Annotated in this window: 12 protein-coding genes; 8 read left to right on the forward strand and 4 right to left on the reverse strand. The window is 48.9% G+C overall.

Annotated features, from left to right (window positions below; all coding sequences use genetic code 11):
* Positions 1-73 precede the first annotated feature (73 nt).
* A complete protein-coding gene (locus WFJ73_RS14320; RefSeq protein WP_336773706.1) occupies positions 74-964 on the reverse strand; it encodes a YihY/virulence factor BrkB family protein in 891 nt (296 codons plus the stop codon).
* 117 nt (positions 965-1,081) lie between these two features.
* On the opposite strand from WFJ73_RS14320, the gene WFJ73_RS14325 reads away from it, so the two are divergent.
* Complete coding sequence (locus WFJ73_RS14325; protein WP_336773707.1) at positions 1,082-1,537, forward strand: DinB family protein; 456 nt, start codon at positions 1,082-1,084, stop codon at positions 1,535-1,537.
* Here WFJ73_RS14325 and WFJ73_RS14330 read toward each other — a convergent pair.
* A complete protein-coding gene (locus tag WFJ73_RS14330) occupies positions 1,518-1,931 on the reverse strand; it encodes a hypothetical protein (RefSeq protein ID WP_336773708.1) in 414 nt (137 codons plus the stop codon). The genes WFJ73_RS14325 and WFJ73_RS14330 overlap by 20 nt on opposite strands.
* A gap of 346 nt (positions 1,932-2,277) precedes the next feature.
* Between WFJ73_RS14330 and WFJ73_RS14335 the strand changes: the two genes are divergently transcribed.
* From WFJ73_RS14335 to WFJ73_RS14350, 4 genes are all read left to right on the forward strand, one after another.
* On the forward strand, positions 2,278-2,532 hold the full coding sequence (locus WFJ73_RS14335; protein ID WP_336773709.1) for a DUF896 domain-containing protein: 255 nt from the start codon (positions 2,278-2,280) through the stop codon (positions 2,530-2,532).
* Between the two features lie 24 nt (positions 2,533-2,556).
* Positions 2,557-2,955 (forward strand): DoxX family protein, encoded by a 399-nt coding sequence (locus WFJ73_RS14340; protein WP_336773710.1) that lies wholly within the window; start codon positions 2,557-2,559, stop codon positions 2,953-2,955.
* Positions 2,956-3,024: 69 nt separating this feature from the next.
* On the forward strand, positions 3,025-4,053 hold the full coding sequence (locus WFJ73_RS14345) for a LacI family DNA-binding transcriptional regulator (RefSeq protein ID WP_336773711.1): 1,029 nt from the start codon (positions 3,025-3,027) through the stop codon (positions 4,051-4,053).
* Positions 4,054-4,295: 242 nt separating this feature from the next.
* Complete coding sequence (locus WFJ73_RS14350; RefSeq protein ID WP_336773712.1) at positions 4,296-7,145, forward strand: fibronectin type III domain-containing protein; 2,850 nt, start codon at positions 4,296-4,298, stop codon at positions 7,143-7,145.
* 174 nt (positions 7,146-7,319) lie between these two features.
* Here WFJ73_RS14350 and WFJ73_RS14355 read toward each other — a convergent pair whose 3' ends face one another.
* Both WFJ73_RS14355 and WFJ73_RS14360 read right to left on the reverse strand, forming a co-directional pair.
* Positions 7,320-8,621 carry a Gfo/Idh/MocA family protein gene (locus tag WFJ73_RS14355; RefSeq protein WP_336773713.1) on the reverse strand — a complete coding sequence of 434 codons (1,302 nt, stop codon included), beginning with the start codon at positions 8,619-8,621 and terminating at the stop codon, positions 7,320-7,322.
* A 29-nt stretch (positions 8,622-8,650) separates the two neighbouring features.
* Positions 8,651-10,186, reverse strand: a complete 1,536-nt coding sequence (locus WFJ73_RS14360) for a glycoside hydrolase family 31 protein (protein ID WP_336773714.1) — start codon at positions 10,184-10,186, stop codon at positions 8,651-8,653.
* A 244-nt stretch (positions 10,187-10,430) separates the two neighbouring features.
* Between WFJ73_RS14360 and WFJ73_RS14365 the strand changes: the two genes are divergently transcribed.
* The 3 genes from WFJ73_RS14365 to WFJ73_RS14375 all read left to right on the forward strand — a co-directional run bounded on the left by WFJ73_RS14365 (position 10,431) and on the right by WFJ73_RS14375 (position 13,571).
* Positions 10,431-11,765 carry an ABC transporter substrate-binding protein gene (locus WFJ73_RS14365; RefSeq protein WP_336773715.1) on the forward strand — a complete coding sequence of 445 codons (1,335 nt, stop codon included), beginning with the start codon at positions 10,431-10,433 and terminating at the stop codon, positions 11,763-11,765.
* Positions 11,766-11,844: 79 nt separating this feature from the next.
* Entirely contained in the window at positions 11,845-12,720 is an 876-nt protein-coding gene (locus WFJ73_RS14370; protein WP_336773716.1) for a carbohydrate ABC transporter permease, read from the forward strand.
* Between the two features lie 20 nt (positions 12,721-12,740).
* On the forward strand, positions 12,741-13,571 hold the full coding sequence (locus WFJ73_RS14375) for a carbohydrate ABC transporter permease (RefSeq protein ID WP_336773717.1): 831 nt from the start codon (positions 12,741-12,743) through the stop codon (positions 13,569-13,571).
* Positions 13,572-13,639: the final 68 nt, after the last annotated feature.

Raw genomic sequence — 13,639 nt, forward strand, 5'->3', positions numbered from 1 at the left:
TGAATAAACAGGCAAATCCAATAAACGTATCTATATTTCAAGTACCGTTATCAGGTATAAGGATAAGGATTAACTATAGCTTAATCGAATGTGCCTTTTGTTTGCTTCTGCCATTCGCCAGCGATTTATCTACAGAGGGCTTGGCTTGCCCGCTTTCAAGCGTAGCGTTGATCTCTCCGCCCAGAATGATAATATTGGAGCTGATGTAGAGCCAGATCAGCAGGATGATAATGCCGCCAATGCTTCCGTACGTTTTGGAATAGTTGCCAAAGTTGTTAATATAGAATTGGAACAGCAAGGAGGATGCAATCCAGCCAAAGGTCGCAAACAGAGCTCCCGGAAGGACTGTTTTGAAAGGAACTTTGCGGTTGGGTACAATCCAGTAGAGCAGCGAGAAAACAACAATCATGAACGAAATGGGAAAGACGTATTTCAATGTGCCCCAGATGAGTCCGAAGCCTACCGGGGAATTGAACCAATCGAATAGAAAATTACCGATTACCTCTCCGAAAATAACCAAAACAATCGCCAGCAGAATCGCAAGGGCTAACACAACCGTCGCCGCAAGCGAGATCGCTCTCACCTTCCAGAAAGGGCGATTTTCTTCGACATCATAAGCTTTATTGACACCTTTAATGACCGCGTTAACGCCATTGGACGCTGACCAGAGCGTAGCGATCATACCGATTGATAGCAGCGTGCCTCTGCTGTCCTTCGTTACCTCTTGCAGAATCGTTTGAATCGCTTCACCAGTTTGCTGCGGAAGCAGACGAATAAGCTCAGCGACGACACTGTCTCCGGACAACCGGACAAAGCTCATCAAGCTCACCACAAAGATTAGAAACGGAAAAAAGGATAGAATAAAATAATATGTAAGCTGTGCCCCTAGAGCAGGAACATCATCATCGCGAAAACGGCTGTACAAATTTTTGAAAAACGGAAGAATCGCAGAAATTCGTTTCATTGCACTCACCCCTCTTATTTAGAAGGTAAACAAGAGAGGCCTGACTTTAAACAGGATTCGAGAAAACGGATAACAGGAGAGTCGAGTAATCGACGAGACGAAGAGGAGGAAAACGAAATGAAGACGATTAAACGCATGATGGACCACCTGTACTGGGCGGACGGACGAATTTTGGACGCGCTCGAGGAGAGTGAAACGAAGGACAAGGACCTTCTGAAGCTGGTTCGGCACGTCGCTGTCGCGGAGCAAGTCTGGCTGTCCCGATTGCAGGGCAGGGGCAGCGCGCAATATTCATTGTGGGAGGAAGCGGAAGACCTGACGGCGATCCGGACGATGTTCGAAGAAAACGCCGAGCAATATCGCGTTTATATCGAACGGCTTGAGGAATCAGAGTTGGACGAAATGATCGATTATTCGAATCAGAGCGGTGTTCCGTTCCGAACTTCCGTCCGTGACATCCTGCTGCAGGTCCTCTTACACGGGCAATATCACCGGGGACAGATCAACCGGGCACTTCGGACCCAATCGGCAGAGCCTGTCCATGTCGATTACATCACGTTCGCGAGGTTATAACTTGCCATTCTTTCCGCTCTAATCTTTCCACTTCATCATCATGTAGAGCTGCTCGACGCTTTAGGAGCTCGTAGGTCTCGCTCCATTCGTCAGGGTATCTTGTCCGTTGAATACGCTTATGCAACTCACCTAGAGCATGCTCTACATCATTTCTAAATTGTTTCCATACCATCAGAGCTTTGTGATAGGCATCGTTATCAGTAGCATTCACTACGTCATAACAGAGTTTGTCTTTTTTGGAGATCTCCATACTGATTTCATCAACTTTAAAAAGAATTTCCTTTTTGAGTTTGGCGTCATACTCCATAGTCGCGATCATTTCAGCCATTATAGAAATGATAGTAGTATTATTTTGAGATAAGTGATTTATACGTTCAGCGAGTTGGATCGTCATAGGTTGTTCCCTCCTAGCATCGGGGATAGATGAATAAGGTACGGTACCGTTCCGGTTCTATACCATACTGTTCGTTGGAAGGGGATTTTTTCAGTCACAAAGAGAAAAGCCCGGAAGGCTAAGCGAAGGAACAATTTTTATTTTTGCCTGTTGACAGCAATAAGAATTTGTATTATCTTTAATTCAAGATATTTAAATTAAAGATAAGTGACCGAAACAAGTAGGAAGCAAAGTGCAATGGGAATTAAGGAGGGTGCAGGAAATGGATGATCATCTATGTCATATATCTTTAAGTTAAGATAATTAAATTAAAGATAAAATTGATTAAACAAAGGAGCTTACGATTATGATTGCTATTCTGGGACGCATTAACGAATTGAGCAGAAAACAACATACTGAAGGACTTAACGAGCAGGAGAAAAAAGAACAGGCAGAGCTTCGCAAGGAGTATATACAGCAGATTCGAGGTCAAGTTCACGATATGCTGCTGGGTGTCTCGATCATCGATGAAAATGGCTATGACGTAACTCCGAAGAAGCTGGCAGCCGACAAAGCGATTTTGCTAAGAGATGAACGCCAGACGGATTCACTTACTTATTAATAAAAATTGAGGAGATGAATGAAAATGATGGATATGGGACTTCTTATTATTCGGGTAGTGGTAGGATTATTGTTTGTTGGTCATGGTGCTCAGAAATTGTTTGGCTTGTTCGGGGGATACGGTCCAAAAGGGACGGGAGGCTGGATGGAATCGGTTGGCATTCGTCCTGGCGTTGTTATGGCGGTCTTTGCGGGAGTATTGGAATTGCTGGGCGGTGCATTGTTCACCACGGGACTGTTCACGGTAGCGGCAGGAGTGATGATCGTTGTCACCATGGCAGGCGCTATTGTGAAAGTGCATCTGCCTAACGGCTTGTGGTCAACGGCAAACGGGTATGAATATCCGCTGGTACTCGCGGCTGTAGCGATCGGCGTAGCGCTGACAGGAGCGGGAGCTTATTCGCTGGATGCGTTGTTGTTCTAAAGGTACGATTGACTGGATGAGATAACAACCGCTATAATTTTCTTATTATGCAAAAAAGTTTCTTAGGAAATGGAGGGAGCTCGTATCAAGCTAAAAGAAATCGCAAAAAAAGCAAATGTTTCGATTAGTACGGTATCCAGAATCATCAACAACCAGGGCAATTTCAGCGAGGAGACTCGCAAAAAAGTATTGGATATTGCCAATGAGCATTTAAAGCCGGGGATTGCTCCCTCCAACCAGGTTGGTATATCTTATAATATCGTCGTTATCGTACCGGGCAATAATGACTTTTTCGATAACGACCCGTCTACCTCCGCCGACTTGAACCACTTAAAGGATGAGTTTGAGGCATACGGTCATCTGGTTCATATCGTGAAGCATTATTCGGACTCGCAGTCGTCTCCGGCCTATAAGCTTTTGGGCGAGGAAAAAGTGGACGCTGCCATCCTATTCGACCCGGTTGAGGGAGATAAGATGTATGAGGAATTGAATAGACTTGGGATCCCTTATGTATTTACGAACGGAAGAACCTACAATACGGGGCAAAACTATATTGACTACGATAACCGAAAAGGCGCATACGAGGTGATTCGTTATTTGCACGGATTAGGTCATCGGAGAATCGTGATGATTGCGGGGCCCCGCAATCATCTTGTCAATTTGAACCGGCTGGACGGATGCAAAGACGCATTCCGCGATTTGGAGATGACATGGACCGACGCCAATGTTGCAATGGGGGCGTTTGATCCCGCACACGGTTATGAAGCCGTGAAGCAATTAATGCGGGAACAGCCGTCTATCACCGCGATTTTCGCATTTAACGACATCATTGCTTACGGAGCTATGAAGGCTTTGGCCGAAATGAATCTCCGTATTCCGAAAGACGTTTCCTTGGTTGGCTTTGATGATTTGAAGCTGTCGGAGTTTATGGTTCCGCCGTTAACGACCGTAAGAAGGTTTAGATACGATATCAGCTCCGTTATCGTAAAAGTGCTGACCGAATTGATAACAAGCAAAAACATTTCCGAAGTTTACATTAGCCTTAAGACCGAAATGATTGAGCGGGAATCCTGCTCGAAAGCGGCAGGCAAAGCGTAATAAAGGGATACGAATAGCCGTCCTCCGATCCGCCGGATCGGAGGACGGCTATTTTTGTTTTTGGATTGACGAAGTAAACGCTGGTAGAATATACTAAGAGCGCAAATAAATTGCGCAATATATTTGCGTAAATTTTATCACTATGGGAGGGATGATTGATGAGAAGGATAGGTTCCAGGCCAATTTTGAAAGCGTTTACCGTTTTGATGTCGTTTGTGTTATTGACAGGGGGTTCGTTTGCATTGCCCTTTTCGGAAAAGGCGTCAGCAGCCGTTGGTGCAATCACGGTTAATCTAACGGAAACGCAAGAGGCGTTCAAAAACCCCTTAATGGGATTTCGGCCAACCCGCTTTTTGAATGACACTAGTTTTTCAAATCATGAATACGGCACTGTGTTTAAGCACTACATCAAATACACCGATTTGGAGAATGCGGCGTCAGACTCCGTTCAGAAGATCAAGGATTGGAGCAATACAACTTGGGCGGGGATCGAAAGTCAGAATAAAAAGGTTATTCCTCGCGTAGTCATCGTTTACCCGAACACCGGAGAATATTGGCCGGAAGGCGTTCCTCACGGAGACGTGGCTACGCAATGGACAACGGATACGTTGAAAAACCGTCTGACCGCCTTCATCCAGAAGCTTGGCCAAGCTTGGGATAACGATCCGAGAGTAGCCTACATCGAGCTGGGGCTATGGGGGAATTGGGGAGAGCATCACATTTATCCGGATAAGCTTGCTGACGGGACCGACCGGATTCCGCTCGCCTTCCAGACCGCATTAGGCAACGCGGCTTCGCAGGCTTTTCAGAACAAGAAAGTGCAAGTGCGGTATCCCGATACCTTCCAGAATTTTAACTTCGGATTTCTGTGGGACTCCTTTGCCTTAATCGATGACCTGTCGGGAGGCGAAGGCATTGCGGCGAGGAATGTCTGGAGAACGCAGGTTAACGGCGGGGAGGTTGCGTACGATTGGGGGCAAAAAAATATTCAGCCCGGTGATTCCCCGAACGATACGTTAAGCGATCCGAACCATCGGAACTACGTGATCGACTGGATCAAAAAAACGCACACGACCAGTCTGGGCTGGATCGATCTGTACGATGCGAACAATTCCGCCGTCTCGCAAGGAGCTGCGCTGATGCAGAAGGAATTCGGCTATCGGTTCGTCATCAACCAGGCTACATACTCGGGCAGCGTGCAGCCTGGCGGGTCCATGAATGTGTCCTTCTCGGTCGTGAACAAAGGCTCGGCGCCGTTCTATTATAATTGGCCGGTGGAAGCGAGCTTGCTGAGAAGCGACCGCACGGTCGCATGGAAGGGTATTTTCAGCGGCACGGATATACGGAACTGGATGCCGGGGGACGATTGGAACGCCGCGACGCGTCAATACAATCAAGCGCCAGCCGTTCAACAGGTTTCCGGTGCCTTTACGATTCCGTCCAATATGGCGGCGGGAACCTACACCCTGGCGCTGACCATTCTGGATCCGGCCGGATATAAGCCTAGCGCCAGATTCGCGAACTCGAACTATTATACGGGCGGAAGAACACCGCTTGGCAAAGTGGGAATCGGCATGGATCCCGCTGATCAGAACATCGGACCATTCGATCAACTGAAGCCGGATAATACGCTTTCGTACAGCTTGACCCAGACGCCTTATGATGGCGGCTACAGCGGCGGAGGAAGCGCGGATACTCAGGCGCCAAGCGTTCCGGGGAATCTGACCGTCAGCGGTACGACCTCGAGCAGCGTCAGCTTGTCGTGGTCGGCTTCAACCGACAACGTAGGCGTGACCGGTTATGACGTTTATCGCGGTGGAGTATTGGCAGGGTCTGCGACAAGCACCACCTTCACCGATACGGGATTAAGTCCAAGCACGAGCTACGTCTACACCGTCAAAGCCAAGGATGGAGCGGGGAACGTATCCGGCGCAAGCGGCTCCGTAACCGCGACCACCAGCGCTTCCGGAGGAGGCGGAACTTTAACGGCCTATGAAGCGGAGGCTTCAGCGAATACGCGGACCGGAGCGGCGGTCATTTCCGCGTGCAGCACCTGCTCGGGAGGCTCGAAAGTAGGGTATGTCGGAAATAATGACGGTACCCTGCAATTTAACGGGGTCAGCGCATCGGCAGCAGGAACGTATACGATGACCGTTTCTTACCTCAGCGGAGAAGCCCGTTCCGCACAAATGCGGGTTAACGGAGGATCGCCAGTTACGCTAAGCATGCCTAGCACGGGAAGCTGGACGGCCATTGGCACCGTTCAGACGCAAGTACAGCTCAATGCAGGCAGCAACACAATTCATTTCTCCAACCCGACAGGCTGGGCGCCTGACTTTGACCGTATTCAGATTAATGCCGGCGGCGGCAGCAACGGTGATACGCAGGCGCCAACTGCGCCAACCAACGTAAGCGTATCCGGCAAAACTTCGAGCAGCGTCAGCTTGGCATGGAGCGCTTCGACGGACAATGTGGGCGTGACGCAGTATGTCATCTACAGAAACGGGAATCAGGCAGGCACATCAACTGCGACCAGCTTTACGGACAGCGGGTTAAATGCCAGTACGGCATATACGTATACGGTCAAAGCAAAGGATGCAGCGGGTAACCTATCGGCAGCAAGTACAGCGGTTAATGTAACAACCAATGCCGGAAGCAGCGGGATATTGCTGGTGGATAACTTCGACAATTCGCCTAGCTGGCCGGGAAGCAATGATCTCGGCAAATGGGCGGGCGCAAACAGCTTCGCCAACAATGCGGGAGTTATTGATTCGGGGGCTTTGAAGCTGGAATATAACAACAACGGATGGTTAGGCACGGATATTACGCAGGACGTCGGAAGCTACACGAAGCTGGTCATTCGCATCAAAGGCGCAAGCGGCGGCGAACAAAACCATATGCAGCTCACGATTGGCGGAGTGACCAAGACATTGGGCGATTTCAGCGGGGATACGATTACGACTAGCTATAAGGATATTGCTATTAATTTGGCATCGAACGGAGTAGACCGCAGCAGCCCCGGACAATTGACAATGACCTTTTGGCACGGAGGCAACAGCACCGTCTGGATAGACGAGATTCGTTTCGAGTAGGGGTCGCAGTATTTAACTTAGTGTCACGGTAAGAGGTATAAACTTCCTATTGCCAGGCTTTTGAGATTAGGTTAAAGGCAAACGGAGCATTTAAATGCACAGATTGCAGTTTAACCTTAAATAAAAGGGGCCATCCCAGAGTCATTGTAAATGACTTCTGAGACAGCCCCTTTTTTATATGGCGGTATCGCTTGGCATAGTTACGGTTGCATTTGAAGCAAAAGATTGACGGAAGAGCTTCATGTCGACGAGGGCGCCGCCATTCAGCCTTGAATTCTCGGCAGCAAAGGCCATTAAGTGGCTCTCCAAAGAGGCTTGTGCGGAGGTCAAGGTGTCTATGTACCTTTCATGCCGGAGATCGGACACGAATTGCCGCATGATTCCATCGTCGCCTCCTTGATGACCGCTCTGGCTGTTAGGGATTTGAATAACCGACTGCGTGCCGGAGGAGAAATCGAACAGCTCGATACGGCCGTTTAAAAGATCGCCGCGAATTTCCCCTTTGGTCCCCATGATTTGAACGATGCGGTTAATATCCCGCGTAAACCCGCTCATGCTGAACATAACGGTAACGCCATTCTCGAATTCCATGTTTACCGTCTGATGATCGACGACATTATTATCCGTTCTGTAAACGCATTTGCCGTAAGGGCCTTCCAAAATCGCCTTCATTCTATTCGTTTCGGTAGGTGGATCCGCGATAAGCGCCGCAAAATGATTCGCTTTCGTGTCCTGCATGTAGAAGCGCAATGCCGAATAAGGACAGGTGGATTCTACTTCGCAGCCATCCGTGCAGCGGTCCGTCGACCCTTCGGGCGCATTCTCGATCCGGAAGTGGCTTAACGAGCCGAAGGAGCTGACCTTCGCGCAATCGGCATCAACAAGCCAGCGAATGAGATCCATGTCGTGGCAGGATTTGGCCAAAATCATTGGACTGGAAAGCGTATCGTTACGCCAGTTGCCCCGCACAAAGCTATGAGCGTAATGGAGGTAACCGACGTTTTCGTTATGTTGAATGGACATGACGTTCCCGATGGAACCGTCTTGAATAAGCTGCTTCATTTTTTGCCAGAAAGGAGTATATCTCGAAACGTGACAGATCGAGAGCAGGCGTCCCTCTTCGCGGGCCACAGCCTCCATGGCTACGCATTCGCTTGGACTGTTCGACATCGGCTTCTCCAGCAGGACATGATACCCTTTGCGGAGAGCGGCTATCGTAGGCTCGTAATGCATCTGGTCTTGCGTGCAGATCAGAAGCGCATCGCAAAACTTAGGTTCGTCCAGCAATTCTTCCCATGTTGAATAGAGCTGATCCGCAGTTAGGTTTAGCGCTTCCGCAAATCTCGTTCTTCTCTCTTGGTTAGGTTCCGCAACCGCGACCACCTCAACCTCGCTCGGAAATCTTTGAACATACGGCATATAGGACAGGAAACCTCGCGCACCTGCTCCTATAACGGCTAGCTTAATTTTTTTCATGTAAAGTTCACCCTCCTCGAAGCAACGATTTAAATTTTTCGATACCACGGCAACCTGGACAGCGGCGCATGTACTTCTAGCTGGATAGGGCCTTCTACTACACTTTCGTCATCGCCGAGCCATCGACCTTCCGGAAATTGGATCATTCTAGTAAGTTGTCCTTTAAATAATACCGGGGCTACCAGAATAGAATCGCCAACCATGAATTGATCCTGGATTGCATGGTAGCCTTGATTCGGAAAGACAAATTCCAAGCTGCGCAGGATAGGCAGTCCATCCGCGGCAGCCTGATTCGCAAGCTTGGCGAGCCCGGGGCCAAGCTTTGTCCGGAGCTGCACCGCATCCATGCACCAGGATAATTCTTCACCGCTGAGAACCCGCCAAGGCGCCATGGAGAACTGCATAGCGGGGAATAAAGCAGAGCATTGCACAAAACGGATAAAAAGTTCGGAATCGAATCGGAAATGAGGCGAATTGATGTCGCCATCCATTCCTCCGCCAATCATATCGGGACAATTATAGGCATAGCCCATGAGGCCTTGAGCGATGGCATTGGGGATGAGTCCTCCGAGGCCTGTCGCATCCCAAGTGTGCGTCTTATCGCGTTGCCGCTGAATAAGCGGTTGGCCTCCAAGCTTCCAGCACATCCGCAGCTCGCTGAGCCCGTATCCGATTCCCAATCGCGCGTAAGCTTCGCAATCCTCCATGGGGAGAATAGGGCGAGACCATTCGACGTCCCGAGAAACGTCATCCAGCAGGCCGGGCAGTATAGGCTCTCCTGCGTCAAGCTTGAAGCCGTCAACCCCGTAATCTTGGGTCAGCCTGTCCAGCTGCCGTTTGAACCATGCGGAGCCTTCCGCGCGGGTATAATCAACGACCCCGCTGTACCCATTCCACCATCTTCTTAAGACAGGCGTTCCGTCCGCATGCTTCATCAAGAGATCTTGGCTCAGTAATTGCCGGAAGATGATGCTGTCAGGACTCACATACGGGCATACCCACAGCATGACCTTAAACCCTAATTCATGCAGGGCCTGGATCATTCTGGCGGGATCGGGGAATCGATGCTTGTCGAAATCCCAGGTTCCATAATCCTGCATCCAATTATCGTCAATGATCAATACGCCTGGAGGGAAGCCGTTCTCAATAATGGATTTCGCGTAATGAAGAAGCTTCTCTTGCGTCGGCTCATAGAACATTTCCACCCAAGTGCAGTATTGCGGCGCCGTAAAGGCCATTTCGTCCGGCGTAACGCCGGAAGGCGGGAAATGGTTAACGCACGCATGCCGGTAAGCGCCTTGAAGAGTGAGGTGACCTTCTTCAATCATAATCTTCTGCTGGTGTTCGATCGTCACGGTACTCTCATTAAAGGAGAAGGCAAACGGCTCCTCGCACCAAATATATCTTCCGCGATTAGAAAGCAATAAGGGGGAAGCTTGATTATCGTCGGTCAAACGCAAGTCGCGCGAATGCGGCCGATCGCCAAACGGCATTAGGTGCCCCTCATTGATAACGCCTCCCCACCAGAATTCTCCGGGCTCTCGTTGCAATGCAGTGATTGTCATAGTAGACACTCCCCATTTTGTTTTATGAAATAATTTGCGCAATTATTTACTGATATTATGGAGGAATCTATATTTGAATGCAAACCTTTTTTCATCTTAACAATAAGGCATGCAATCTTAAAAATGAGGCATTTAAAGCGTTTGTAGAGATCGATTAAACTAAATGTGTAAAGAGGCAATGGTGATGCAAACGACAGAGTTTATGCAAAATTTTTGCCTAAACCATTCATTAGGGGGATATCAAATGGTGAAAAGAAACAAATTTTCATTCATGCTAGTGCTTGTCTTGATGGTTCTTTCCTTAATTACCGCTGCATGCAGCAACAGCTCGAACAACGCGCCAACTAACAAGCCGGACGACAGCAAGAACGGCAACGCCGGCGAAACAACGGATGCGCCTAAAAAGAACGTAACGCTTACCTATGCCATCTGGGATAAAATTCAGCAGCCGGCAATGGAAGCTATCGCAAAAGAATTTACGGCGCAAAACCCAAACATCAAGGTTAAGGTCGAAGTTATTCCATGGGGCGATTATTGGACAAAAATGTCTGCTGCCGCACCTGCGGGGACGCTGCCGGACGTGTTCTGGATGCACGGAGGTCAATTCGCAACTTACGCATCTGGTAAATTCCTTGAGCCGATCACAAGCAAAGTAGCAGCCGGCGAAATCGACCTCAATAATTACGCGGCGAATCTTGCTTCTATTTATACGCTGAACGGCGAGAACTATGGCATCCCTAAAGATTTCGATACCATCGGTCTGGCTTACAACAAAGAGCTGTTCGATCAAGCGGGAATCCCTTATCCGGACGACACTTGGACTTACGCCAAGCTGGCCGAGGTTGCCAAGCAGCTGAGCCAGCCTGACAAAGGCATCTATGGTTTTGGAGCCAAGATGGATACGCAAACCGGCTATTGGAACGATATGCTGGCTAACGGCGGTAAAATTATTTCCGATGATATGAGCAAATCGGGGTACGATGATCCGGCTTCTATCGAAGCTTTGCAAGCCCGTTACCAAATGACGGTGGACGGCGCTTCTCCAACGCATCAGCAAATGACGGATATGGAAGCAACCGAGATGTTCAAGTCCGGCAAGTTAGCGATGATTTTCGACGGATCCTGGAGGATCAGCGATATCGACAGCAGCGATATTATCAAGGGGAAATGGGATTGGGCGAAACTGCCTATGGGCAAAGTGAAAAGAGCCAATATTATTAACGGCCTTGGCAACGTGATGTCCGCAAGCGGCAAAAACAAGGAAGAGGCTTGGCTGTTCCTTAAGTTCCTGGGATCGCAAAAAGCAGCGGAAATTACAGCGCAGATGGGCGCGGCTATTCCGGCGTACAACGGCACGCAGGATGCATGGCTGACTTCGAGACCGTATCTGAATCTGAAAGTATTCACGGAGCAAGTAGCCGACGCAACTCCGTATCCAAGCGGTTCGATGTCGTATCCGGTCTGGTTCGCGAAAGAGCCTGAGATTATGTCGCAAGCATGGGGCGGAGCCATCTCGGTAGAAGAAGGCGCGAAGAAGGTTGCGGAGATGATGAATCAAGCCATCGCGGATACAAAGTAATGAAGAAAGTATCGTTAAACTAAAGCGGAATTCGGGAGACGTTCCTGCTGTCAGGAACGTCTCCGATAAATAGGGAGTGGTGAAATTGAATTCCAGAAGCAGGTATGTGTGGGCTTATTTCATGATCGCGCCGACTCTCATAGGCACATTGGTTTTCTGGGGTTGGCCGGTTATCCAATCGATCCTGTTAGGCTTCCAGCACTCGGAAAATTTCGGGACCGTCAATCATTGGGTTGGATTCGATAACTATGCGAAGTTATTCCGTGACAAAGAGTTTTGGCAAAATCTGCGCAACACCTTAGTTTATGTAGCTATGTTTGTACCCCTTACGCTTGTGCTCTCAACCTTGTTTGCCGTACTGCTGAATACGAAGATCAAAGGGGTTTCCCTTTATCGCGTCATATTTTTCCTGCCTCAAGTGACCATGCCTGCCGCGGCAGCGATGGTATGGGTTGTCCTGTTCGCTAAAGACTTCGGCCTCATCAACCATTTATTGGGGACGCATATCGCATGGCTGTCCAATGGCAATTATGCCATGCTAGTGTTGGTTATCGTAGGCGTATGGGGGGCGATCGGCATGAATATGCTGCTTGTTCTCGCAGGCTTGCAAGGGATACCGAAATCGCTGTATGAAGCCGCGGATATCGACGGCGCAAAGCGATTCAACAAGTTTCGGTATATTACCATTCCGATGCTGACGCCAACTCTATTTTTCACCAGTATCATTCTATTAATTGGAGCTACGCAGATCTTCGACTCGATCTATCTGATTATCGGAAAGACGAATGTCGCGCTTCCGTCGGTTCGCTCGCTTGTGTATGCCTATTACCAGAACAGCTTCATTTATAATGACCGCAATTACGGCGCTGCCATTATCAATATTTTGCTGGTCATTAACCTTGCGCTGACAGGCATTCAATTCGTATTCCAGAAAAAATGGGTCGTCTACGACTGAGAAAGGGGGAAGACGCAACTATGATCAGCTCATCGGCGAGGAAGGCTCACCTCGTTGTTCACATCATTCTTATTATCAGCGCTATCGCTATGCTCGTTCCGTTTGTATGGATGGTGCTGACTTCGCTGAAGACAACGACGGAAGCCACGCAGATTCCGATCCGTTATTTTCCGGATGCCCCCAGCTTAAGAGGATATATAGAGGCGATTAAGCAATCGGAGTTCCCGCATTATTACTTGAACACGGTTATATCGGCAGTCATGAAGACCGTGTTTCCCGTTATCTTTAGTTCGATGGCGGCTTATGCTTTTGCCCGGATCCGTTTTCCGGGAAGCTCGATTTTGTTTATCCTGCTTCTCTCGGTCATGATGGTGCCGAATCCCGTGTTCTATACGCCGCAATATATGATGATGAGTGAACTCGGACTCGTAAACACCGTTACCGCTTTGTGGATTGCTTCCTTGATCAGCCCATTTGCTACTTTTCTTCTAAGACAATTTTTCATGAGCATATCCAAGGAGCTGGAGGAAGCATCGGTTCTGGATGGCTGCAATCCGTTCCAAATTTATTGGCATATCATGCTTCCTTTAGTCCGGTCCGCTTTGGTAGCCATTGTTATTATTCAATTGCAGTGGGCTTGGAATGAACTGCAATGGCCGCTGATTATCAACAGCTCTCCGGAGAAAATGACCCTGTCATCGGGCATAGCGACGCTGGTGTCCATGTTCGGGACGGACTATCCGGTGTTGATGGCAGGCGCCTTTATGGCGGTTGTTCCCATGATTCTTCTCTTCTTTATCTTCCAAAAACAATTTATTGAAGGGATCGCCTTCAGTGCTACAAAAGGATAATGGGTATCCGGACTTCTATGAGTCCGGATAAAACCTGTTTCAGATTGGATGATGGACAAAAGGGACAA

It is taken from the genome of Paenibacillus sp. MMO-58 (genome assembly GCF_037146255.1).
Lineage (GTDB): Bacteria > Bacillota > Bacilli > Paenibacillales > Paenibacillaceae > Pristimantibacillus.